A 20,091-nucleotide genomic window follows, 5' to 3' on the forward strand; every position below is an offset into this window, starting at 1 on the left:
TCGTGCATGGCGATGTTGCGGTCAGTCAATGGCCTGCCCCACCACGGGTGCGGCGAGCTGGGGCGGGTGGCTCACGGCGCGCTGACCGGCCCCTCGGAGTCGGCCGGGTGGCCGAGGCTGTTCCTCGGCTACAACACCCTCCCCGACCCGCCGTTCCCGCTGGTCGGCTACCTGCAGTACGAGCTGGCTCCGCCGGCGGGCGAGCTCGACCTGCCGGCGTTGCTGCGCACGATGGCCGAGTCGATGCGGGCCCAGCCCGTGCCGCCCGAGACGGCCTTCGACGAGTCCCGGCGGCGGGTGGCGACGGCGATGCGGGTCGACGCGATGGTGGTCGTCGCGCCCGCGCCTGCCCTAGCGCCGGCGGAGGGCCAGGCCGCGTGGCGACCTCCGGCGCACCGGGAGGGGCCGCGCAGGCCCGCCGCGGCGCACCGGGACGGCGCGTGGGAGCCGGCCGCGGCCCTGGCGGTCGACCGGGAGGGCGCGCGGGTGCTGCTGGTGGCGGGGCGGAGCGCCGAGGGCGGCCGCCTCGGGCCGAGGCAGTCGGCGCAGCAGGCCGACCCCGCGCTGGCCGGCCTGCTGGGCGAGGTTCTCGACGCCCAGTTCGCCTGGACCAAGGCGGCCTTCGCGCTCTGACGCGGCGCGGCGAAGGCGGCAATGAGCCGGACGCATCCCCGGCCCCCGACTACTCTCCTTTGGAAGGGCATGTCTGGTGGTGGAGGGATTCGTGACGGTCAACGGGGCTGCGAGCCGCGAGACGTCTCCTGCGGCGTTGGCGGCCGGTGAGGCGGTCGGGCGGGTCCTGGGCACCCAGGCCGCCTCGCCGCTGTCGTTCTGGGTCGGCCTGGAGCCCGGCAAGGTGCTGCAGCTCGACGACGTCGTGGTCACCAGGCGCGACGTGCCCGGCCACGGCCCGGTGCTGGTCGCCGGCGTGGTGACCACGGTCGAGGCCAGGCACGAGGGCGCCGCCTACGACTCCGACGTGTTCCTCATCGCCGAGGGCGCGCTGCCCGCCGCCGTGGTCGAGGTGGCCGAGGTGCGGGTGACCAGGGTCGAGCCCGAGGTGTTCGTGCCGCCGCTGCCGGGCGCCAAGGTGTTCCTGGCCGGGGCCGGCGACCGCGACCAGGCGCTCTACTTCGACGTGATGGACCGCCGGGTGCCCATGGGCATGGGCCGCGACGGCCTGCCGCTCTACGTCAACTTCGACTTCCTCGACGGCACCCGCGGCGCGCACGTGTCGATCTCCGGCGTCTCCGGCGTGGCCACCAAGACGTCCTTCGCCACGTTCCTGCTCTACTCGATCTTCAACTCGGGCGTGCTCGACGCCGAGTCGGCCAACACCAAGGCCCTGATCTTCTCCGTCAAGGGCGAGGACCTGCTCTTCCTCGACCACGACAACGTGCGACTCGACGAGCAGGCGCGGGCCGCGTACGCCCGGCTCGGGCTGCCCGCCCAGCCGTTCGGCAGCGTGCACGTGTTCGCGCCGCCGCGGCCCGGCGACCCCAACGGCGTGCCGCACGTCTCCGCCCGCACCCAGGGCGTCAGCTCGTTCTACTGGACGCTGGTCGAGCTGTGCGAGGAGGAGCTGCTGCGGTTCGTCTTCGCCGACGCCGACGACGAGCGCGCCGGCTACTCCCTGCTGGTGGGCCAGGTGGCGGCCCGGCTGAAGTCGTGGGCCGAGCCGGTCGGCGACGGCGGCGCGGTCATGATCAGGGGCACCGCCTGCCGCACCTTCGGCGACCTGGTCGAGCTGCTGTCCGACCAGTTGCAGGACGAGGCCACCCGCATCGAGTGGACCGGCGCCCAGACCCCGCTCGGCACGGTCAACGCCTTCCTGCGCAGGCTGCGCAGCGCGGTCAAGCCGCTGTCCCCGATCGTCCGCGGCGACCTGCCGTTCTTCCGGGCCCACTCGGTGCGCACGTCCGACGCCCAGGTCACCATCGTCGACCTGCACAACCTGCCCGAACGCGCCCAGCGGTTCGTGGTGGGCGTCGTGCTGCGCGGCGAGTTCCACCGCAAGGAGACCTCGGGCACGGCCAAGCCGCTGCTGTTCGTGGTGCTCGACGAGCTGAACAAGTACGCGCCGCGCGAGGGCGACTCGCCGATCAAGGAGATCCTGCTCGACGTGGCCGAGCGCGGCCGGTCGCTCGGCGTGATCCTCATCGGCGCCCAGCAGACCGCCTCCGAGGTTGAGCGCCGCATCGTCTCCAACAGCGCCGTGCGCGTCGCCGGCCGCCTCGACCCGGCCGAGGCCGCCCGCTCCGAGTACGGCTGGCTGCCCCCGGCCGTCCGGGAACGCGCCACGATCGCCAAACCGGGCACCATGTTCGTCGCCCAGCCGGAGATCCCGGTGCCGCTGGCCGTCGCCTTCCCGTTCCCCGCCTGGGCGACCCGGCCGGCCGAGGCGGCGTCGCGGGTCAGCCCGTCGGCCGACCCGTTCCAGGGGTTGCCGGGCGTCGAAGACGACATTCCGCCGTTCTGAAGGGAGCTCGGTGAAATTCCTGCACACCGCGGACTGGCACGTGGGCAAGGTGCTCAAGGGCCGCTCCCGCATGGACGAGCACCGGGCCGTGCTGCGCGAGCTGGTCGCGGCGGCCCGCACCCACGACGTCGACGCGGTCGTGGTGGCCGGCGACCTGTTCGACACCTCGGCCCCGACGCCCGAGGCGCAGTCGCTGGTGCTCAACGCGCTCATGGCGCTGCGCGGCGACGGCCGTGACGTGGTCGTGCTGGCCGGCAACCACGACAACCCGCAGCTCTTCGAGGTCTACCGGCCGGTGCTGGGCAAGCTCGGCATGCACGTGGTGGGCGTCTTCCGCCGTCCCGACGCGGGCGGCACGCTGGCCTTCACCGCGCGCTCGGGGGAGCCGGTGCGGCTGGGCGTGCTGCCGTTCCTGTCCCACCGCTACGTCGTACGCGCCGCGGAGGTGCTCACCGGCACCACCGCCGACCACAACCGCGACTACGCCACCCGCATCTCCGAGCTGGTCGGCGCGCTGACCGCGGGCTTCCAGAGCGACACCGTCAACCTGATCACCACGCACGGCACCCTGCCGGGCGGCGCGTTCGGCGGCGGCGAGCGCGAGGCCCAGTCGATCTTCTCCTACTACTTCGAGTCCAACGCCTTCCCGGTCTCCACCCAGTACGCCGCGCTCGGCCACCTGCACCGCAGGCAGCAGATCCCCGGCCCGTGCCCGATCTGGTACAGCGGCTCGCCGCTGGCCGTCGACTTCGGCGAGGAGGGCAACACGCCGGGCGCGCTGCTGGTGGAGGTCACGCCGGGGCGGCCCGCGGTGGTGCGGGAGCTGACGTTCGCCTCGGCGCGCCGGCTGCGCACCGTGCGCGGCACGCTGGAGCAGTTGGAGGGCCTGGAGGCGGGCGACGACTGGCTCAAGGTGATCGTGGAGGAGAAGCCCCGCGTCGGCCTGTCCGACCAGGTGCGCGACCTGCTGCCCGGCTCGGTCGACGTCGTCCTCGACGAGCGGTTCCGGCCGGTGCCCGCGGTGCGCCGGGCGGGGTCGGCCGCGCGCAGCCCGCGCGAGCTGTTCCGCGAGTACCTGACCGCGACCGGCCGCCACGACGACCAGGTCGCCGCCCTGTTCGACCGGCTCTACGACGAGGTGACCGGCTGATGCGTCCCCTGCTGCTGCACCTCGACCACTTCGGCAGTTTCCGCGAGCCGGCCACCGTCGACTTCTCCGACACCGAGTACTTCGCCCTGGTCGGCCCGACCGGCGCCGGCAAGAGCACGATCATCGACGCCATCTGCTTCGCCCTGTACGGCACCGTCCCGCGCTGGGGCAAGGAGAACGTCATCGCCCACGCCCTGGCGCCGTCGGCGAGTTCGGGCAAGGTGGCGCTGGTGTTCGAGAGCGACCGGCGGCGCTACGGCGTGGTGCGCTCGCTGGTCCGCGACGCCAAGGGGACCGTCCGCACCAAAGAGGCCAGGATCGACGAGCTCGACCCGGCGGCGCCGCTCGACGCGGCGTACGAGATGGTGCTGAAGCCGCTCGCCGAGGGCGAGAACGTCACGCCCGAGGTGCAGCGGGTGACGGGCCTGGAGTACAAGTTCTTCACCCAGTGCGTGGTGCTGCCGCAGGGGCGGTTCGCCGAGTTCCTGCACGCCGCGCCGCGCGAGCGCCAGGACCTGCTGGTGCAGCTCCTCGACGCCGACGTCTACGAGCTGATCAGGCAGCGGGCCGCCCGCGACGAGGAGGCCGCGCGCAACGCCGCCGCCTTCGCCCGCGACCAGCTCGCCAAGCTGGCCGGCGCGTCCGACGAGGCCGAACGGGAGCTGGCCGACCGGCTGGCCGCGCTGCGCCGGCTGGCCGGCACCATCGACACCGACCTCGACCTGCTGCGCTCCCGCGAGGCCGACATCGGGCGGGCCGAGCAGGAACGCGCGTCCGTGGCCGAGCGGCAGTCGGCGCTGGCCGCGCTGCGCATGCCGCCCGCGGTGCCGACGCTGGCCTCGGCCCGCCGCGAGGCCGCCGACGCGGTCGCCGCGCTGGAGGCCGAGGCGGCGTCCGTGGAGGCCGACGAGCACGAGGCGTTCGAGGCGCTGGCCGCGCTCGGCGACCGCGCCGAGCCGGTGGCCGCGCTGGCCACGCTCGACGCCTGCGAGCGCCTCACCGCCCAGGCCGCCGACGCCCGCAGGGCGGCGGCCGAGGCCGCCACGGCGCTGGAACGCCTCACGCCCGCGGTCGCCGACGCCGAACGCGCGCTGGCCGACGCCGAGCACGAGCGCGAACGGCTGCGCGACGCCCACACCGCCGTCGGTCTGAGCCACCGGCTGGCCGTGGGGGAGCCGTGCCCGCTCTGCCTGCGCCCGCTCACCGAGCTGCCCCGCCACGACCGGCCCGCCGACCTCGGCGCCGCGGACCGCGCCCTGGCCGCGGCCCGCGACCACGCGACCCGTGGCCGGGCGGCCCTGGCCAAGGCCGAGACGTCGGCGTCCATGCTGGCCACGCAGGCGGGCAGGCTCGACGCCGAGCTGGCCGCGCTGCCCGCCCCCGGCGACCGCAACGAGATCGAAGGCCGCCTGGCCGCCATCGCCAAGGCCGAGGCCCTGGCCACCGAGGCCCGTACGGCCGTGCGCAACGCGCGCAAGAAGCTCGAACGCGCCCGTACCGCCGCCGAACAGGTCGAACGGCAGGCCGAGAGCGCCTGGCAGACCCTCGCGGCCACCCGCGACCGGCTGCTCGTGCTCGCGTCCTCCGGCGACGCCCCGCCGCCGCTCACCCGCGACGACCTCCACCGCGCCTGGACCGAGCTGCTCGGCTGGCGCGACCGGGCCGCCGAGGCCGCCCGCGCCGCCCTGGCCGAGCGCGAGCAGGAGCTCGCCCAGGCCACCGCCCGGCTCGCCGCCGAACGCCACCGGCTGACCGAACGCCTGGCCGAGCACGGCGTCACTGTCCCGCGCAACGCCACCCCCGACCAGCTCGGCGCGGCCGTCGCCGGCGCGGTCGCGCGGGCCGACGGCGCCCTCGAACGGGTCCGCGAGGAACGCAGGCGCGCCGCCGAGCTGGAGACCGCCGTCGCGGAGAAGGATCACGAGGCCAAGGTCGCCCACGAGCTGGCGCTGCGCCTGCGGGCCAACGCCTTCGAGCGGTGGCTGTGCGCCGAGGCGCTGGCCGTGCTGGTCGCCGCGGCGTCCGAGACGCTGATGGAGCTGTCCGACGGCCAGTACGAGCTGGCGCTGGGCGAGCGCACCGGCGACATCGAGGTCATCGACCACGGCGAGGCCGGCCTGCGGCGCAGCGCCCGCACGCTGTCCGGCGGCGAGACCTTCCAGGCCGCGCTGTCCCTGGCCCTGGCCCTGTCGGGGGCCGTCGCCAGAGGGCTCGACTCGATCTTCCTGGACGAGGGCTTCGGCACCCTCGACCCGGCCACCCTCGACACCGTCGCCACCACCCTCGAACGCCTGGCCGCCGGTCAGGAGCGCATGATCGGCGTCGTCACCCACGTCCCGGCGCTGGCCGACCGGGTGCCCGCGCGCTTCGAGGTGCTGCGCGACGCGAAGGGCTCGCACGTGCGCAAGGTGGGGCCGTGAACCAGGGCTTCACCGTCGACCCCTGGGACCCGGGTTACGCCGCCGCCATCGCCGTGGAGGCCCTGTCCGAGCTGGGCGCCACCAGCGCCGAGCTGGTCCTCGACATCGAGTGGCCGGCCGCCGACTGGAAGCCGGTCGCGCCGGGGCCCGGCGCCGCCGCCCCCGAGACGCTGCTGGTCGCCGACGGGGTGCGCCGGATCGACGCCCGCGTGTGGGTGCACGATCCCGACCTGCCGATGCCCGTCCCGGGGATCGCCGCCTCCTACGCCGCCGGGATCGTCCGCTGCGGGCGCGAGGGGGCCGAGCTGGCCGCGATCGAGGTCAACAGGACGCTGATCTCCGCCTCGCCGTACGCGCCGGAGGTCAAGACCGCGCACGCCTCCTACCTGCCGAACAAGGCCGCCGACTCCAGCTTCGAGGAGCTGTCGCTCGCCCTGCAACGCCAGGTCACCCAGCTGGAGGTGGACCTCGCGGTCCGCCACCGGTCGCTGGGCGACGACCTGCTGCTGGTGGACGGCCCGCTGCGGGGGCGCACCCACCTGCCGCGCACGGTCGGCTACATCAAGACGCACCACGCGGCGTACCTGCCGCAGCCGCAGTCGGCCGTGGTGGCCGCGCTCACGCCGGGGCAGCGCACGCCGGTGTTCCTCATGGGCACGAGCTGGCGCCGGCACGCCTGGTACCTGCGGCTGCCGGTCCAGTCCACGGCGCCGTGGGCGGGGATCGCCCGCTGCGAGGCCAGCGCCGAGCTCGATCCCGCGCAGGTCGTCGAGCTGGCCGACGCCGTCACGCTGGCCCTGCCGGCGCTGGCCGGGGTCGACTACAAGGACCCGCGCGCCCCCCAGAACCTGGTCCCGATCGGCGGCCTGGAGAAGCTGCTCCGCCACCACCTGGGCGACCCGCGCCTGCTCTACCGCTCGCTGCGCACGGCCGCCCACCAGTAGCCGGGTCAGCCGGCCGGGAGGGTGGCGGTGACGACCAGGCCGCCGCCCTCGCGCGGGCGGGCCGTCACGTCGCCTCCGTGCGCGACGGCGACCGAGCGCACGATCGACAGCCCGAGCCCCGCGCTCATCCCGGTGACCACCCGTTCGGCGCCGTGCCGGTGGAACGGCTTGAACAGCAGCGGCACGTCGTACGGGGGCACGGTCGGCCCGCTGTTGGCCACCTCCACCTCGGCGAGCCCGCCGGGCGCCGTCCGGCTCACCACCCGGACCCATCCGCCGCTGCCGAGGTTGTGCCGGATGCCGTTCTCGACCAGGTTGTGCACCAACCGTTCGAGCAGCAGCGCGTCGCCCGCGGTCGGGGCGGGCCCTGCCTCCTCCTTCACGACGACGTTCGCCTCCTCGGCGGCGCGGGCGGTCTGGGCGACCACGTGCGAGACGATGTCGGCCAGGTCCACCGGCGAGCGGTCGGCGATCTCCTGCTCGGAGCGGGCCAGCAGCAGCAGGCCCGAGATCAGCCGCTCGTGGCGGGCGTTGATCTGCAGCAGGCTCTCGCCCAGCTCCTTGACGTCGTCGGAGGCGGTACGCCGGTGCATCGCCAGCTCCACCAGGGCCCGATTGAGCGTCAGGGGCGTGCGCAGCTCGTGGGAGGCGTTCGCGACGAACCTGCGCTGGCCGTCGAAGGAGTGGTCGAGCCGCTCCACCATCGTGTCGAACGTGTCGGCCAGCGTCTTGACCTCGTCAGGGGGGCCGCCCAGCGCGATGCGCTCGTGCAGGCCGCGTTCGGCCATGGGGGCGGCGGCGATCCTGCGCGCGGCCTCGGTCACCAGGTGCAGCGGGGCCAGCACGCGTCCGGCCACCACCCAGCCGAGCCCGATGGCGGTCCCGCACACCACGACGAGCGCGATCGCGCCCTGGGTGAGCAGCGAGGTCACGGCGGCCTCCCGCACCCCTTCCTCCTGCTGCCGCATCCAGTTGACGGCGGCGGGGCCGACCAGCTCGACGCCGTCCTGCTTGAGGAAGATCACGTTCTTGCGGATGCCGTCACCGGTCACGAACCGGTTCTCGAAGGACTGCGCGAGCTGCTGGTTGAACAGCAGGTACGTGACGCCCAGCAGGGCCAGCCCCGCCACCAGGAACAGGGCGCCGTACACGAGGGTGAGGCGCAGCCTGAGAGTGGGATGGGGCAGCTTCATGCGATCCGGTACCCCACTCCCGGCACCGTCTCCACCACCGGCGGGTCGGCCAGCTTGCGGCGCAGCTTGAGTATCGTCAGCCGCACCGCGCCGGTGAACGGGTCGGCGTGCTCGTCCCACGCCTTCTCCAGCAGATGCTCGGCCGAGACGACCGTGCCCTGCGCCCGCATCAGCTCGGCCAGGACGGCGAACTCCTTCTTCGACAGCGGCACGAACCGCCCGTTCCTGAACACCTCCCGGCGCCCGGGGTCGAGCGTGATCCCGGCCCGGCGCAGCACCGGGGGAGTGGCCGGGCGCGAGCGCCGTCCCAGCGCCAGGACGCGCGCGGCCAGCTCGGGGAAGGCGAACGGCTTGGACAGGTAGTCGTCGGCGCCGATGGACAGCCCGGTGACCCGGTCGTCGAGCTGGGCGGCGGCCGTGAGCATCAGCACCCGCGCGTCGGACTCGGAGGCGACCAGCTCCCTGCACACGTCGTCGCCGTGCACGCGCGGCAGGTCGCGGTCCAGGACGACCACGTCGTAGTCGTTGACCGCGATCCGCTCCAGCGCCGCCGCGCCGTCGTGCGCGAGATCGACCGCGTGGGTCTCGTCGCGCAGCCATTCGGCGATCGCGCCGGCGAGCACGCGCTCGTCCTCCACCACCAGCACCCGCATCGCGCACCTCCGGCTTGATTCTTGCGCGGCCGGCATTTGATCCGGATAAGCCGGAGACGGAAACGCTGGGGAAACACCTCCGCGTATTGCATCTCCCCTCGTAAGGCCACCGGCTTTTCGACGGAGGAGAAATCATGCGAGGACGACCCCTCATGGCGCTGGCCGCGGCCGCGCTGTTCCTGACGGCGTGCGGCGCCCAGGAAGGCGGATCGGACGTGGCGTCGGTGACCGGCACCGGCGCCAAGCCGACGGCCGGCGCCACGGCCACCGCCGACCGCAACGCGCAGGCCGTGAAGTACACCACCTGCCTGCGCGAACAGGGCCTGGACATCGCCGACCCCGGCCCGGACGGCCGGCTCCAGATGAAGTTCGACAAGGGCTCCGGCGGACCGGAGAAGGTCCACAAGGCCATGGAGGCCTGCAAGGCGCTCCAGCCCCCGGGCATGAACCTGGGCAAGGGCGGCGACCCCAAGCAGGCCGAGGACATGCGCAAGCAGGCGCAGTGCATGCGGGACAACGGCGTGGAGGCGTTCCCCGACCCCGAGGGCGGCATGGTGCGCATCACGCCCGAGGTCGGCGAGGACCCCGACTTCAAGGCCGCGCAGGAGAAGTGCCGGATGAACATCGGCGGAGGACAGGGGGGGTCTTGATGGGCACGGCCGCCATCGACGAGAAGGCCGACCCGGACGCCCCTTCCCCCCGCGCCCGCCGCCGCGGCGGCGGGCGGACGGTCCTCGCCCTGGTGGGGGTGGCCGCCGTCGCGGGGGCGGCGGTCCTGGCGGTCAACCCCGGCGGGGTGCTGGACGGCGGCGCCGCCCCGTCCGCGTCGGCCGGCGCGCTGCCCCCGGCCACCACCCCGGTCACCCGCCAGACGCTCAACGACACCAGGGACGCCGACGGCGAGCTCGGCTACGGCCCGGTCACCACGGCCATGGCCAGGAAGCCCGGCACCCTCACCTGGCTCCCGGACAGCGGCGACCGGATCACCCGCGGCCGGTCCCTGTACCGCCTGGACAACAAGCCGGTCATGCTCCTGTACGGCACCACCCCCGCCTACCGCGACCTGCGGATCGGCAGCGAGGGCAAGGACGTGCGGAACCTGGAGCGCAACCTGCGCGAACTGGGCTACGACGGCTTCACCGTGGACGACGAGTACACCTACGACACCGCCCAGGCGGTGCGGGAGTGGCAGGAGGACCGCGGCCTCGACGAGACCGGCGTGGTCGAGCTGGGACGGGTCGTCTTCGCCCCCGGCAAGGTCCGGGTGGAGAGCCTGGAGGCGGAGCAGGGCCAGCCCACCGCCCCCGGCCAGAAGATCCTCACCTACACGGGCACGAAGAAGGTCGTCACCGCCGAACTGGCCGCAGAGGACCAGCGGATGGCCAGGAAGGGTGCCAAGGTCTCGGTCACGATGCCGGACGGCAAGGACGTGACCGGCCGGATCACCGAGATGGCCACGATCATCAAGCCCGGCGACGGGCAGAACGCCGACCCGGAGACCCGCCTGGAGGTGCAGGTCTCGTTGGGGAACGCCAAGGCGGCCAAGGGGCTGGACCGGGCGGCGGTGAAGGTGACGTTCACCGCCGACCGGCGGAGGGGCGTGCTGACCGTGCCGGTGTCGGCGCTGGTCGCGTTGCGGGAGGGCGGGTTCGGGGTGGAGGTGGTGGAGGGCGGCCGGTCGCGGTACGTGGCCGTGCGGACCGGGTTGTTCGCCGGTGGCCGCGTCGAGATCTCCGGCGACGGGCTCGCCGACGGCATGACAGTGGGAATCCCGCAATGACGTATGCTGCGAACCCCTCAGAACGCCCCACGGGCCGGGTCGCGGACGCCGGGCGGGCCATGATCGTGCTGACCGGCGTGTCCAGGAGCTATCCCGGTGGGGTGGCCGCGCTGGACTCGGTGTCGCTGGAGGTCCGGCACGGCGAGCTGGTCGCCATCGTCGGCCCGTCGGGCTCGGGCAAGTCCACGATGCTCAACATCGTCGGCACGCTCGACCGCCCGTCGGCGGGCCGCGTCGAGATCGACGGCCACGACGTCTCCAAGCTGTCGGACAACCAGCTCTCGGCCCTGCGCGCGACCACGATCGGCTTCGTCTTCCAGCACTTCCACCTGGCCGCCAAGGTCACCGCCCTGGACAACGTGGCCGACGGCCTGATCTACACCGGCCTGCCGCTGGCCGAACGCCGCCGCCGGGCCGGGACGGCGCTGCGCCGCGTCGGCCTCGGGCACCGCGTCGACCACGAGCCGCACGAGCTGTCCGGCGGCGAGCGGCAGCGCGTGGCCATCGCCAGGGCGGTGGCCGGCGACCCGCCGCTGCTGCTGGCCGACGAGCCCACCGGCGCGCTGGACTCGGTGTCGGGCGCCGGCGTGATGGACCTGCTGCACGAGCTGAACGGGAGCGGCACCACCATCGTGATCATCACCCACGACCGGGAGATCGCCGCCGGCCTGCCCCGCCAGGTCAGCATGCGGGACGGCCGGATCGTCTCCGACTCCGGCCAGAGCTCAGCGCGCGACCGGCAGCGGGCCGGGAACGGCGAGGAGGACGGTGGCCGGTGCGTGCGCGAGCCCGTCGAATCCGAGGTGGCGTGATGGCGACCCTGGAGCGTCCCAGGCTCTCACCGGCCAGGATGCGCCCGCGCGACGTGCTGCGCGTGGGCGCGGTCGGCCTGCGTACGCGCCCGCTGCGGGCGTTCCTGTCGGCGCTCGGCATCGCGATCGGCATCGCCGCGATGATCGGCGTGGTCGGGATCTCGTCCTCCTCCAGCGCCGAGCTGGACCGTACGCTGTCCGCGCTGGGCACGAACCTGCTCACCGTCTCCTCCGGCACCACGCTCATGGGCGAGGCGGCCCAGATGCCGATGGACGCCGAGGCGATGATCGAGCGCATCGGCCCGGTGGAGTCGGTGTCGTCCACGGGCAAGGTGGCCGCGGCCAAGGTCTACCGGAGCGAGGAGATCCCGGCGCCCCAGACCAACGGCCTGGTCACCATCGCCGCCCGCCTCGACCTGCTGCCGACCGTGGGCGCGACGGTCCGCCGCGGCGCCTGGCTCAACGCGGCCACCGAACGCTACCCGGCCGTCGTGCTCGGCTCGGCCGCCGCCCAGCGGCTCGGCATCGGCACGGTCACCCCCGACACGCAGGTGGTGATCGGCGGCATCCGGTTCACGGTGGTCGGGCTGCTCGACCCGGTGCCCCTGGCCGAGGAGCTGAACAGCGCGGCCCTGGTCGGGTGGCCGGTCGCGGAGTCCAGGCTGGACTTCGACGGGCATCCGACCACGCTCTACACCCGCTCGCAGGAGGCGCGGCTGGAGGACGTGCGGTCGGTCCTGGCCGGCACGGCCAACCCCGAGGCGCCCAACGAGGTGGACGTCTCCCGCCCGTCCGACGCGCTGGCCGCCAAGCAGGCGACCAGCCAGGCCTTCGCCGGGCTGCTGCTCGGCGTCGGGGCGGTGGCGCTGCTCGTGGGCGGCGTCGGCGTGGCCAACACGATGGTCATCTCGGTGCTGGAGCGCCGCGCGGAGATCGGCCTGCGCCGGTCGCTCGGCGCGACGCGCGGCCAGATCCGCACCCAGTTCCTCGCCGAGTCGCTGCTGCTGTCCGCGCTGGGCGGCGCGGGCGGGATCCTGCTGGGGGCCGGCGTCACCGCCGGCTACGCCTTGTCCCGCGGGTGGCCGGCCGTGGTGCCCGCGTGGGCGACCGTCGGGGGCCTGGCGGCCACGCTGCTCATCGGCGCGGTGGCGGGGCTCTACCCGGCCGTGCGCGCCTCCCGGCTGTCGCCGACGGAGGCGCTGTCGGCGCCCTGAGACAGGCGCTCGGAGGAGGGCGGGGCGGCCTCGGGGGCGGGGGAGTAGCAGGTCGTCCTGCCGACGATCCTGACGTTCGGCCCCTCGAGCACGGTGAGCTCGAACGTCAGGTTCGTCCGGGGGTTGCGCACGACGGAGACGACCGGGGTCTCGTCACGCAGGTCGAGATCCTCGACGATCTGGTCGTAGCCCATGTCCTGGAGGGTGTGCAGCAGGCCGTCGGGGGCGTCGGCGGCCTCGCCCTCGGCCCGGACGAGCCGGCGCACCTGGCCGGGCACGCACGAGCGGTCTTCGGTCTCGTCGGAGCGGCCGGCCGGCGACACGTGCAGCGCGGCGCTGGTGAGCAGGGTGTCGGTGTCGGCGGTGAGCTGCCTGGCCGCCTCCTCGAAGGAGGACTGGCGGCCGGAGGTACAGGCTGCCGCGACCGCGACACATAACAGCACCGCGGACATCACGACCGAGCGACCAGCCAGGCGCACGTTGGGACGATATCGGAGATCAATTCCGCGCGCAGGGGGATTAACGCAATATTAATGGCCGATTTCAAAATGCCGTCCGGCCGCGCATTCTCAGGAGGGGCCGGTTCTCAGCTCGTCCAGCTTGCGTTCGATGCGGTCGAGGCGCCGGCACAGGTCCTCCAGGTCGCCGCGTTCGGCTTCCTCCTCCTCGGGGCGCAGGCGGACCAGGAGCGAGCCGCCGGGCTCCAGGCGCACCAGGTCGGTGTCGCTGACGCTCTCGGCCCCCCGGAGCTGGAGCATCACGTTGAGGTCGGCCTGCCGGACGCCCATCCGGCGCAGCGCCGAGGGGATGAAGTGCCCGTCGCGGGCCAGGACGACCGGCGTGCCCTCGAACACCCTGCCGACCGAGGGCACGGTCGCCGCCAGCCGCACCACGACCGAGTTGACCGCCACCAGGATCACCACGCCCACCAGGCCGCCGACCAGCGAGTTGTCCGGGCCGATGATCGCGTTCTGCACGACGTTGCTCATCAGCAGCATGACCACGAAGTCGAAGTTGTTGAGCTGCGCGATGCCGCGCTTGCCGGCGATGCGGAGCAGCACGGCGATCGTCACGTAGACGGCGATCGTCCTGACGGTCTTGTCGGCGACGGAGACCCCCAGGTCGAACAGGTCGCTCACCGGCGCCTCAGCTTGGCGATCAGCCCCAGGTCCTCCACGCAGCGTCCGAGCCCCAGGGCCACCGAGTCGCCGGGCCGCTCCGCGCGCCGCACCGGCATGGACAGCCCCTCCTCCAGCCGCCGGCGCAGGCCGGGCAGCAGCGCGCCGCCGCCGACCAGCACCATGCCGCGCTCGCCCAGGTCGGCGGTCAGCTCGGGCGGGCAGCGTTCCATGGTGTGCTCGGCGGCCCGCACGATGTGCTCGACCGACTGGACGGCCGCCTCGCGGACGCGCGCCGCGGGCAGCGCCACCGCGCGCTCCTCGCCGGTGCCGGCGTCCCGGCCGCGGATCAGCACGTTCCCCGTCGGCTCCCGCGTCGCGCGCAGCTTGGCCGACTCGGCCTCGCGCTCGTCGGCCAGCAGGCCGTGCTCGTCCTCGACCAGGCGGGCGACGGCCCGGGTCACGGCGCTCCCGCCGCCGCGCACGGTTCCGGCGGCGACCACGGCACCGCAGGAGAGCACGGCGACCCTGGCGGCGTCCCGGCCGATGTCGACGACCATGTGCCCGGAGCCGTCGCGCACCGGCAGGCCCGCGCCGAGCGCGGCCGCGATGGCGTGCTTGACCAGCAGGATCCCGCGGGCCTCCGCCTCGAAGCCGGCGTCGCGCAGCGCCACCCGCTCGATCGGGGTGAACTCGTCGGGCACGGCCATCACCAGGCGCGGCCGGGGGAAGGGGTGCCGGTGCACCTTGCGCAGGAAGTGCCTGATCATGCGCCGGGCGAGCTCGCCGTCCTGGGGCAGGCCGTCGCTGATCGGCCAGTACGCCTCGCCGTCCGCGCCGGCAGGGCCGTCCGCGCCGTTCACGGCCTCGGCGCCGAAGGCGAGGACCTTGCCCGTCTGCCTGTCGCGCAGGACGACCGACGGCTCGTCCAGCACGATGCCCCTGCCCTTGGCGTAGATCCTCGTGCCGGCCGCGCCGAGGTCGATCGCCAGGTCACGACCCAGGAGGCTCATCGCCGTACTGGGAGGTTGAGCATCATGCCTGGGTGTATATCCGGCGCTTCTCCAACGCAACACCAGGAACCGCAGAGTTCCGTTTTACCCTTCGCGCCGCAGTGCGGCCAGGGTCTCGTCGGCCCACTCGATGCCGGAGCGCGCCTGGTGCAGGCCGAGGGAGAGCGCGTACCTGCCGAACAGCCCACCGGGTTGGCAGTCGAGCACCGCGAGACGGGCCTGGAAGTGGCCCTTGATGCGCTCGACGACGGCGACGGCCTGCTCGGTGTCGAGCAGGGCCAGCAGGAACGCCTGGAGGGCGGTCTCGCTGCGCACGGTCGCCGACGGGTCGTGGCCGACCAGCCACTCGGTGACCAGCGCGCGGCCCTCGGCGGTGACGGCGTAGATCTTGCGGCCCCTGGCGCCCTCGTGCTCGACGGTCACCAGGCCGTCGGCGGCCATCTTGACCAGCTCCGGATAGATCTGCGTGTGCCCCGCCTGCCAGACGTGGTTGAGCGAGTGCTCGAACTTCTTGGCCAGGTCGTAGCCGCTGGCCGGGCCTTTGGTGGCGAGCAGGCCGAGGAGCGCGATCCGCAGGGACATGTCCGCCAGCATAGCGAAGGCTTGACATGTCAGCGCTTACATATCAATCTTCACCTGTGACTAATGACATGAAGACCAAGGGAAACGGCCTGGTGCTGCTGGCGGTGCTCGGCGGCATGTTCCTGGCGATGCTCGACCAGACGATCGTCGGCACCGCGCTGCCCCGCATCACCGGCGAGCTGGGCGGCACCCGGCTCTACACCTGGGTGGTCACGGCGTATCTGCTCACCTCCACCGTGACCGTGCCGCTGTACGGCCGGCTCTCCGACCAGCACGGCAGGAAGCCGCTGCTGCTCGTCGGGATGTCGGTGTTCGTCGTCGGATCGGCGTTGTGCGGGCTCGCCCAGGACATGACCCAGCTCATCGCCTTCCGCGCCGTGCAGGGGCTGGGCGCGGGCGCGCTGCTGCCGCTGTCGCTGGCCCTGGTGATGGAGATGTTCCCGCCCGGACGCAACGGCGCCCGCGTGCAGGGCGCGCTCGGCGGCGTGATGGCTTTGACGTACCTGGCCGGGCCCTTCCTGGGCGGGTTGTTCACCGACCACGCGAGCTGGCGGTGGGCGTTCTACGTGAACGTGCCGCTCGGGATCGTGCTGATCGCGATCGTGGTGCTGCGGCTGCCGTTCCGTCCGGGCACCGGCGGCGAAGGCCGGCCGGACTACGCGGGCATCGCCGTGTTCAGCGTGGCCATCAGCGCCCTGCTGCTCGGCCTGACCGAGAAGGGCCTGGACGGCAACGCCTGGACGTCCCCGCCCGTGGCCGGGCCGATCCTGCTGGCGCTGGTCCTGCTGGCCGCGTTCGTGCTGGTCGAACTGCGGGCGGCGAACCCGGTCATGCCGATGCACCTGTTCCGGGACCGCACGTACACGCTGGTCAACGCGACCTCCTTCGTCACCGCCTTCTGCATGTACGCCGGCGTGGTGTTCCTGCCGCGCTACTTCCAGCAGGCGCTGGGCGTCAGCGCCACCGAGTCCGGGCTGAGGATCTACCCGATGACGCTGGCCATGGTGGCGGGCAGCGCGCTCATGGGCACGCTGATGTCCAGGACGCGCACGTACAAGCCGTGGCTGGTCGGGGCGCCGTTCCTGCTGGCGGCCGGCAGCCTGCTGTGCCTGAACCTCACCGTGCGCACCGACGGCCTGCTGCTGGCCGGGTGGATGGCGCTGCTCGGGCTCGGCATGGGGCCGATGCTGTCGGGGCTGACCGTGGCCGTGCAGCAGGCCGTCGCGCCGCGGTACATCGGCACGGCCTCGGCCAACCTCACCTTCTTCCGGCAGATCGGCGGCTCGGTGGCGCTGGCGCTGGCCGGCACCGCGTACACGTCGGTCATCACCACGGACGCGCCGGTCCACGGGCTCGCGGCCGCGCACGCCTCGGCGGCGGCCGTGGTCATCCCGTCGCTGGGCGTGGCGGGCGCGGTGATCGCCCTGGTCGCGCTGGTCATGATGCCCGGCAGGCGGCTGGAGCAGGCGCCCGCGGCGGAAAGCAGAGTGGAGGCCGGTTTCGCGTCGTAAGCGACGTCGTGCGAAGCTGTGGATGTCCCCAGAACCAGGAGGTCCTCATGGCGGAAACACCGGAGCCGGAAGTCAGCGAGACTCCCGAGGACGAGATGAAGCGCAAGTTCCGCGAGGCGTTGGAACGCAAGCGCGGGCAGCAGGCCGACTCGGCCGCGGGTGGCAGGGGCGTCGACCCGTCGAAGATCCACGGGGCGCACGGTCCGGCAGCGAGTAAAAGATCCTTCAGGCGCAAGAGCGGCGGCTGAAAGGCCCGTTTTAGCAGGGGGTACGGCATGCCGTGCCCCCTTTCTCTTTACCGCGATAGGTAGATCTTTACCCGGTTCATGACGATTCGTTTGTATTTGTCCGAATCTCTGGGTACGGTCTTAACCAATTACCAGCTGGTGGCGTAGTCCCTACCAGGAGAGGGGCGACAGCTGGCGCCGAATCCCGACTCGTCGGGAACCGGGGACCCATCTCATTGGGGTGAATCCGGCCACGTGCCGGTAGGGCATCTCCACGCCCGAACCCGTCAGCTAACCCGGTAGGCGAGATGGAGAGGACTTCACGCATGTACCACCTCGTCGTACCCCCGGACAGTGTAGTGACGACCGCCTGCTGAGCGGTCTCTTCCCTGACTTCCCCCACGCGCCGCGTAACCACCTCTTCGGCGCTCTGCCCGGTTACGCACCGTAGTCACGCGCGTTCCCCCTGTCCCCTCGCGAAGGACTTCACTGCTTCATGTCTCGATTTGGCCTGCGCTCTCTCGCCCTGTTGTCCGTGTCCGCCATGGGCGCGCTGACGATCTCCGCCACCGGCGCCCACGCCGACACCGGCGACGACCAGAAGATCCTGCTCAAGGGTTCCACGAAGGCCTCCTACTTCTGGGACGACTCCTCCGGCCGGGCCGGCGACACCGGCCTCCCCGCCAGCGGCAAGCCCATGCAGAAGGGCCTGGCCGCCAGCCCGAGCTGGCCCCTCATGACCGAGGGCTACGTGACCTACAACGGCAAGAAGATGCCGTTCTTCGTGGGCGACCGCGGCCCCGGCGAGCCCTCCAGCCGTGGCGTCATGCTCGACCTCGACGCCAAGACCTTCGCCGAGCTGACCGGCGGCACCTTCAACCCCGACACGCTCGGCGTGGACGGCAACGGCGGCCGGGGCCACATCAAGATCGACTACGTCATCACCAAGTGGGGCGACGGCAAGGGCAAGAAGAACTACCCCGTGGCCTTCTCCAGCGGCGCGTGGAGCAGGTTCGACGCCAACCCCGCCGAGCCCCCCAAGGTGCTGGCCGACGAGCCCGCCGACAACGCCGAGGACGCGGCCGGTTCGGCCGGCGGCCAGGTCGGTAAGACCGTCGCGATGGGCGGCACCGTGATGGCCGGCGTGCTGGTGCTGGCCGGCGGCGGCGTGGTGCTCGGCGGCGAGCGCCTGCGCAAGCTCCTCAACGACTGATCTGCGGACAGACCGCTCTTTACGCCTCGCGACCAGAATGACATTCTGGTCGCTGTGATCCAGCGCGCAGCCGCCAACGGCATCGAGATCGCCTACGAGAGCTTCGGCTCCCCCGCGGGCAGGCCCCTCCTGCTCATCATGGGACTCGGCGCCCAGCTCATCCACTGGGACGACGAGTTCTGCGAACTCCTGGCCGAGCAGGGGCACCACGTCGTCAGGTTCGACAACCGCGACGCGGGCCTGTCCACCCATCTCCACGACGAGGGCGTGCCCGCATGGGGCGCGCCCTCGCCGTACGTGCTGGACGACCTGGCCGACGACAGCGCCGGGCTCATGGACGTCCTGGGCCTGCCCGCCGCGCACGTCGTCGGCGCCTCGATGGGCGGGATGATCGCCCAGGCGCTGGCCATCCGGCACCCCGCCCGCGTGCTGAGCCTGACCTCGATCATGTCCACGCCCAGCCCGCAGGCGGCCCCGCCGACCGAGGCGGCCGCCGCGGTGCTCTTCGCCAAGCCCGCGACCGACCGCGAGGGGGTCGTCGCCGGCGCGCTGACGACCTGGGCCGTGCTCGGGTCCCCCGGCTGGGAGCTGGACCGCGAACGCGTCACCAGGCTGGCCGGGCTCGCCTTCGACCGCTGCCACGACCCGGCCGGCACGGCCCGCCAGCTCGCCGCCATCATGGCCTCCGGCGACCGCACGTCCGCGCTGGGCGGGCTGACGGTGCCCGCGCTGGTCATCCACGGCGAGGACGACCAGCTCGTGCCGCTCGCCGGCGGGCGGGCCACGGCCGCCGCCATCCCGGGCGCCCGCCTGGTCACCTACCCGGGCATGGGCCACGACCTGCCCCGCGCCCTCTGGCCCGCGATCGTCGCCGAGATCACCGCCCACACCGGCTCGGCGGCGCCCGCCCGGCCGCAGCCCGCCACCTGACCCCGCCGCGTGACCCGCCGCCGGACCCGCCGTCCCGACCCGCCGTGAACCGTGGGACGGCGCTCAGAGCTCCAGTTTCTCCTCGATGACCTTGAGCATGTGCCGGGCCAGGGCCAGGTTGGCCCGGTTGCGGTCGAGGGCCAGGTACAGGAACAGGCCCTTGCCGCTGCGGCCGGTCAGCGGCCGGATGATGTGGTACTGGGCGGTCAGCGTGATCAGGATGTCCTCGATGCCGTCCTTGAGGCCCAGCGAGTCCATCGTGCGCAGTTTGGCCTTGATGACCTCGGTGTTGCCCGCCGCCGCGACCTGCAGGTCCAGCTCCTTCGAGCCGCCGAGCGTGCCGAGCGCCATGCCGCTGCCGTGGTCGACGATCGCCGCGCCGATCGTGCCGTCGATGCTCATCATCTCTTTGAGGGAGACGTCCATGCCTGCCATGCTTTCCTCCGCTTCGGTGGGGATGGTCAGTGTTTGCGTGCCACGGCGGCCACGGCGGCCGCCGTCTTCCTGCCCTCCAGCCGGAGGAGCCCGACGTTGGCGCCGGGTCCCGCCAGAACCGTGAGGACGATCGTGGGGCCCGCGGCGTAGAAGGCCACGAACCCGGCGGTGCCGGACACGAGGGTCTCCTCGAACGTCCCGCGGCCCGCCATGGTCAGCATCCGGCCGCTCATCGCGAGCAGCGCCGCCGACAGCGCCGCCACCTGCTCGCCGGTGTCTCCTTGCAGGTCGCAGGCGATCCGCAGGCCGTCGACGGTGCACGCGACGCTGCCGGTGACGTCCGGCGTGCGGCCGCGCAGGAGCTCCATCTCTGCCAGGACCTCTTGCCGTAGCTCCACGGGTGGCCTCCTCCCGCGT

21 protein-coding genes and 1 riboswitch are annotated in these 20,091 nt (G+C 73.1%); of the genes, 13 read left to right on the forward strand and 8 right to left on the reverse strand.

Features of this window, described 5'->3' with window-relative positions; genetic code table 11:
- Positions 1–6 precede the first annotated feature (6 nt).
- The 5 genes from ACIBQ8_RS45040 to ACIBQ8_RS45060 all read left to right on the forward strand — a co-directional run bounded on the left by ACIBQ8_RS45040 (position 7) and on the right by ACIBQ8_RS45060 (position 6,993).
- Positions 7–633: a hypothetical protein gene (locus ACIBQ8_RS45040; RefSeq protein WP_397172252.1), complete on the forward strand. Its 627-nt coding sequence runs from the start codon at positions 7–9 to the stop codon at positions 631–633.
- Between the two features lie 91 nt (positions 634–724).
- Entirely contained in the window at positions 725–2,479 is a 1,755-nt protein-coding gene (locus ACIBQ8_RS45045) for an ATP-binding protein (RefSeq protein ID WP_397195207.1), read from the forward strand.
- Between the two features lie 10 nt (positions 2,480–2,489).
- Complete coding sequence (locus ACIBQ8_RS45050; RefSeq protein ID WP_352352034.1) at positions 2,490–3,629, forward strand: exonuclease SbcCD subunit D; 1,140 nt, start codon at positions 2,490–2,492, stop codon at positions 3,627–3,629.
- Positions 3,629–6,049, forward strand: a complete 2,421-nt coding sequence (locus ACIBQ8_RS45055; protein WP_397195208.1) for an AAA family ATPase — start codon at positions 3,629–3,631, stop codon at positions 6,047–6,049. Before ACIBQ8_RS45050 ends, ACIBQ8_RS45055 begins: the two co-directional genes overlap by 1 nt.
- A complete protein-coding gene (locus ACIBQ8_RS45060; protein ID WP_397172248.1) occupies positions 6,046–6,993 on the forward strand; it encodes a hypothetical protein in 948 nt (315 codons plus the stop codon). Before ACIBQ8_RS45055 ends, ACIBQ8_RS45060 begins: the two co-directional genes overlap by 4 nt.
- 5 nt (positions 6,994–6,998) lie before the next feature.
- Here the strand turns inward: ACIBQ8_RS45060 and ACIBQ8_RS45065 are convergent, their stop codons facing one another.
- Together ACIBQ8_RS45065 and ACIBQ8_RS45070 are read right to left on the reverse strand one after the other, a co-directional pair.
- On the reverse strand, positions 6,999–8,186 hold the full coding sequence (locus ACIBQ8_RS45065; RefSeq protein WP_397195209.1) for a sensor histidine kinase: 1,188 nt from the start codon (positions 8,184–8,186) through the stop codon (positions 6,999–7,001).
- Positions 8,183–8,839 carry a response regulator transcription factor gene (locus ACIBQ8_RS45070; RefSeq protein ID WP_397195210.1) on the reverse strand — a complete coding sequence of 219 codons (657 nt, stop codon included), beginning with the start codon at positions 8,837–8,839 and terminating at the stop codon, positions 8,183–8,185. The genes ACIBQ8_RS45065 and ACIBQ8_RS45070 overlap by 4 nt, the downstream gene beginning before the upstream one ends.
- Positions 8,840–8,973: 134 nt before the next feature.
- Between ACIBQ8_RS45070 and ACIBQ8_RS45075 the strand changes: the two genes are divergently transcribed.
- Genes ACIBQ8_RS45075 through ACIBQ8_RS45090 form a run of 4 tightly spaced genes read left to right on the forward strand, consistent with a single transcriptional unit; the run spans position 8,974 to position 12,645 of the window.
- Positions 8,974–9,489 (forward strand): hypothetical protein, encoded by a 516-nt coding sequence (locus ACIBQ8_RS45075; protein WP_397195211.1) that lies wholly within the window; start codon positions 8,974–8,976, stop codon positions 9,487–9,489.
- Positions 9,489–10,619: an efflux RND transporter periplasmic adaptor subunit gene (locus ACIBQ8_RS45080; RefSeq protein WP_397195212.1), complete on the forward strand. Its 1,131-nt coding sequence runs from the start codon at positions 9,489–9,491 to the stop codon at positions 10,617–10,619. The genes ACIBQ8_RS45075 and ACIBQ8_RS45080 overlap by 1 nt, the downstream gene beginning before the upstream one ends.
- Before the next feature lie 59 nt (positions 10,620–10,678).
- Positions 10,679–11,431, forward strand: coding sequence for an ABC transporter ATP-binding protein (locus ACIBQ8_RS45085; protein WP_397172586.1), 753 nt, complete (start codon positions 10,679–10,681; stop codon positions 11,429–11,431).
- Entirely contained in the window at positions 11,431–12,645 is a 1,215-nt protein-coding gene (locus ACIBQ8_RS45090; RefSeq protein ID WP_397172239.1) for an ABC transporter permease, read from the forward strand. The genes ACIBQ8_RS45085 and ACIBQ8_RS45090 overlap by 1 nt, the downstream gene beginning before the upstream one ends.
- Here ACIBQ8_RS45090 and ACIBQ8_RS45095 read toward each other — a convergent pair.
- The 4 genes from ACIBQ8_RS45095 to ACIBQ8_RS45110 form a co-directional block, all read right to left on the reverse strand.
- Positions 12,588–13,124 carry a hypothetical protein gene (locus ACIBQ8_RS45095; protein ID WP_397172237.1) on the reverse strand — a complete coding sequence of 179 codons (537 nt, stop codon included), beginning with the start codon at positions 13,122–13,124 and terminating at the stop codon, positions 12,588–12,590. The two genes, ACIBQ8_RS45090 and ACIBQ8_RS45095, sit on opposite strands and share 58 nt — an antisense overlap.
- Positions 13,125–13,214: 90 nt before the next feature.
- Entirely contained in the window at positions 13,215–13,784 is a 570-nt protein-coding gene (locus ACIBQ8_RS45100) for a DUF421 domain-containing protein (protein WP_397172236.1), read from the reverse strand.
- Positions 13,781–14,776, reverse strand: a complete 996-nt coding sequence (locus ACIBQ8_RS45105) for a rod shape-determining protein (RefSeq protein ID WP_397172235.1) — start codon at positions 14,774–14,776, stop codon at positions 13,781–13,783. The genes ACIBQ8_RS45100 and ACIBQ8_RS45105 overlap by 4 nt, the downstream gene beginning before the upstream one ends.
- 84 nt (positions 14,777–14,860) lie before the next feature.
- Positions 14,861–15,358, reverse strand: coding sequence for a PadR family transcriptional regulator (locus ACIBQ8_RS45110; RefSeq protein WP_397172233.1), 498 nt, complete (start codon positions 15,356–15,358; stop codon positions 14,861–14,863).
- A gap of 68 nt (positions 15,359–15,426) precedes the next feature.
- On the opposite strand from ACIBQ8_RS45110, the gene ACIBQ8_RS45115 reads away from it, so the two are divergent.
- The 4 genes from ACIBQ8_RS45115 to ACIBQ8_RS45130 all read left to right on the forward strand — a co-directional run bounded on the left by ACIBQ8_RS45115 (position 15,427) and on the right by ACIBQ8_RS45130 (position 19,239).
- Entirely contained in the window at positions 15,427–16,869 is a 1,443-nt protein-coding gene (locus ACIBQ8_RS45115; RefSeq protein WP_397195213.1) for an MDR family MFS transporter, read from the forward strand.
- A 47-nt stretch (positions 16,870–16,916) separates the two neighbouring features.
- Positions 16,917–17,117, forward strand: a complete 201-nt coding sequence (locus ACIBQ8_RS45120; RefSeq protein WP_352323331.1) for a DUF5302 domain-containing protein — start codon at positions 16,917–16,919, stop codon at positions 17,115–17,117.
- A 165-nt stretch (positions 17,118–17,282) separates the two neighbouring features.
- Positions 17,283–17,417, forward strand: a riboswitch (cyclic di-AMP (ydaO/yuaA leader).
- Between the two features lie 175 nt (positions 17,418–17,592).
- A complete protein-coding gene (locus tag ACIBQ8_RS45125) occupies positions 17,593–18,309 on the forward strand; it encodes a hypothetical protein (protein ID WP_397172229.1) in 717 nt (238 codons plus the stop codon).
- Positions 18,310–18,363: 54 nt separating this feature from the next.
- On the forward strand, positions 18,364–19,239 hold the full coding sequence (locus tag ACIBQ8_RS45130; protein ID WP_397172228.1) for an alpha/beta fold hydrolase: 876 nt from the start codon (positions 18,364–18,366) through the stop codon (positions 19,237–19,239).
- 63 nt (positions 19,240–19,302) lie between these two features.
- Here ACIBQ8_RS45130 and ACIBQ8_RS45135 read toward each other — a convergent pair whose 3' ends face one another.
- Positions 19,303–19,674 carry a hypothetical protein gene (locus tag ACIBQ8_RS45135; protein WP_352352019.1) on the reverse strand — a complete coding sequence of 124 codons (372 nt, stop codon included), beginning with the start codon at positions 19,672–19,674 and terminating at the stop codon, positions 19,303–19,305.
- A gap of 26 nt (positions 19,675–19,700) precedes the next feature.
- Complete coding sequence (locus ACIBQ8_RS45140) at positions 19,701–20,072, reverse strand: roadblock/LC7 domain-containing protein (RefSeq protein ID WP_397172226.1); 372 nt, start codon at positions 20,070–20,072, stop codon at positions 19,701–19,703.
- Positions 20,073–20,091: the final 19 nt, after the last annotated feature.

It is taken from the genome of Nonomuraea sp. NPDC049646 (assembly GCF_044465525.1).
Taxonomy (GTDB): Bacteria; Actinomycetota; Actinomycetes; order Streptosporangiales; family Streptosporangiaceae; genus Nonomuraea.

Excerpts from the sequence above, each read along its gene's own strand:
- ACIBQ8_RS45110 (WP_397172233.1), bottom strand. The coding sequence starts at position 15,358 with ATGTCCCTGCGGATCGCGCTCCTCGGCCTGCTCGCCACCAAAGGCCCG.
- ACIBQ8_RS45135 (WP_352352019.1), bottom strand. The coding sequence starts at position 19,674 with ATGGCAGGCATGGACGTCTCCCTCAAAGAGATGATGAGCATCGACGGC.
- ACIBQ8_RS45125 (WP_397172229.1), top strand. The coding sequence starts at position 17,593 with ATGTCTCGATTTGGCCTGCGCTCTCTCGCCCTGTTGTCCGTGTCCGCC.
- ACIBQ8_RS45055 (WP_397195208.1), top strand. The coding sequence starts at position 3,629 with ATGCGTCCCCTGCTGCTGCACCTCGACCACTTCGGCAGTTTCCGCGAG.
- ACIBQ8_RS45040 (WP_397172252.1), top strand. The coding sequence starts at position 7 with ATGGCGATGTTGCGGTCAGTCAATGGCCTGCCCCACCACGGGTGCGGC.
- ACIBQ8_RS45115 (WP_397195213.1), top strand. The coding sequence starts at position 15,427 with ATGAAGACCAAGGGAAACGGCCTGGTGCTGCTGGCGGTGCTCGGCGGC.
- ACIBQ8_RS45065 (WP_397195209.1), bottom strand. The coding sequence starts at position 8,186 with ATGAAGCTGCCCCATCCCACTCTCAGGCTGCGCCTCACCCTCGTGTAC.
- ACIBQ8_RS45085 (WP_397172586.1), top strand. The coding sequence starts at position 10,679 with ATGATCGTGCTGACCGGCGTGTCCAGGAGCTATCCCGGTGGGGTGGCC.
- ACIBQ8_RS45080 (WP_397195212.1), top strand. The coding sequence starts at position 9,489 with ATGGGCACGGCCGCCATCGACGAGAAGGCCGACCCGGACGCCCCTTCC.
- ACIBQ8_RS45120 (WP_352323331.1), top strand. The coding sequence starts at position 16,917 with ATGGCGGAAACACCGGAGCCGGAAGTCAGCGAGACTCCCGAGGACGAG.
- ACIBQ8_RS45075 (WP_397195211.1), top strand. The coding sequence starts at position 8,974 with ATGCGAGGACGACCCCTCATGGCGCTGGCCGCGGCCGCGCTGTTCCTG.
- ACIBQ8_RS45090 (WP_397172239.1), top strand. The coding sequence starts at position 11,431 with ATGGCGACCCTGGAGCGTCCCAGGCTCTCACCGGCCAGGATGCGCCCG.
- ACIBQ8_RS45070 (WP_397195210.1), bottom strand. The coding sequence starts at position 8,839 with ATGCGGGTGCTGGTGGTGGAGGACGAGCGCGTGCTCGCCGGCGCGATC.
- ACIBQ8_RS45105 (WP_397172235.1), bottom strand. The coding sequence starts at position 14,776 with ATGAGCCTCCTGGGTCGTGACCTGGCGATCGACCTCGGCGCGGCCGGC.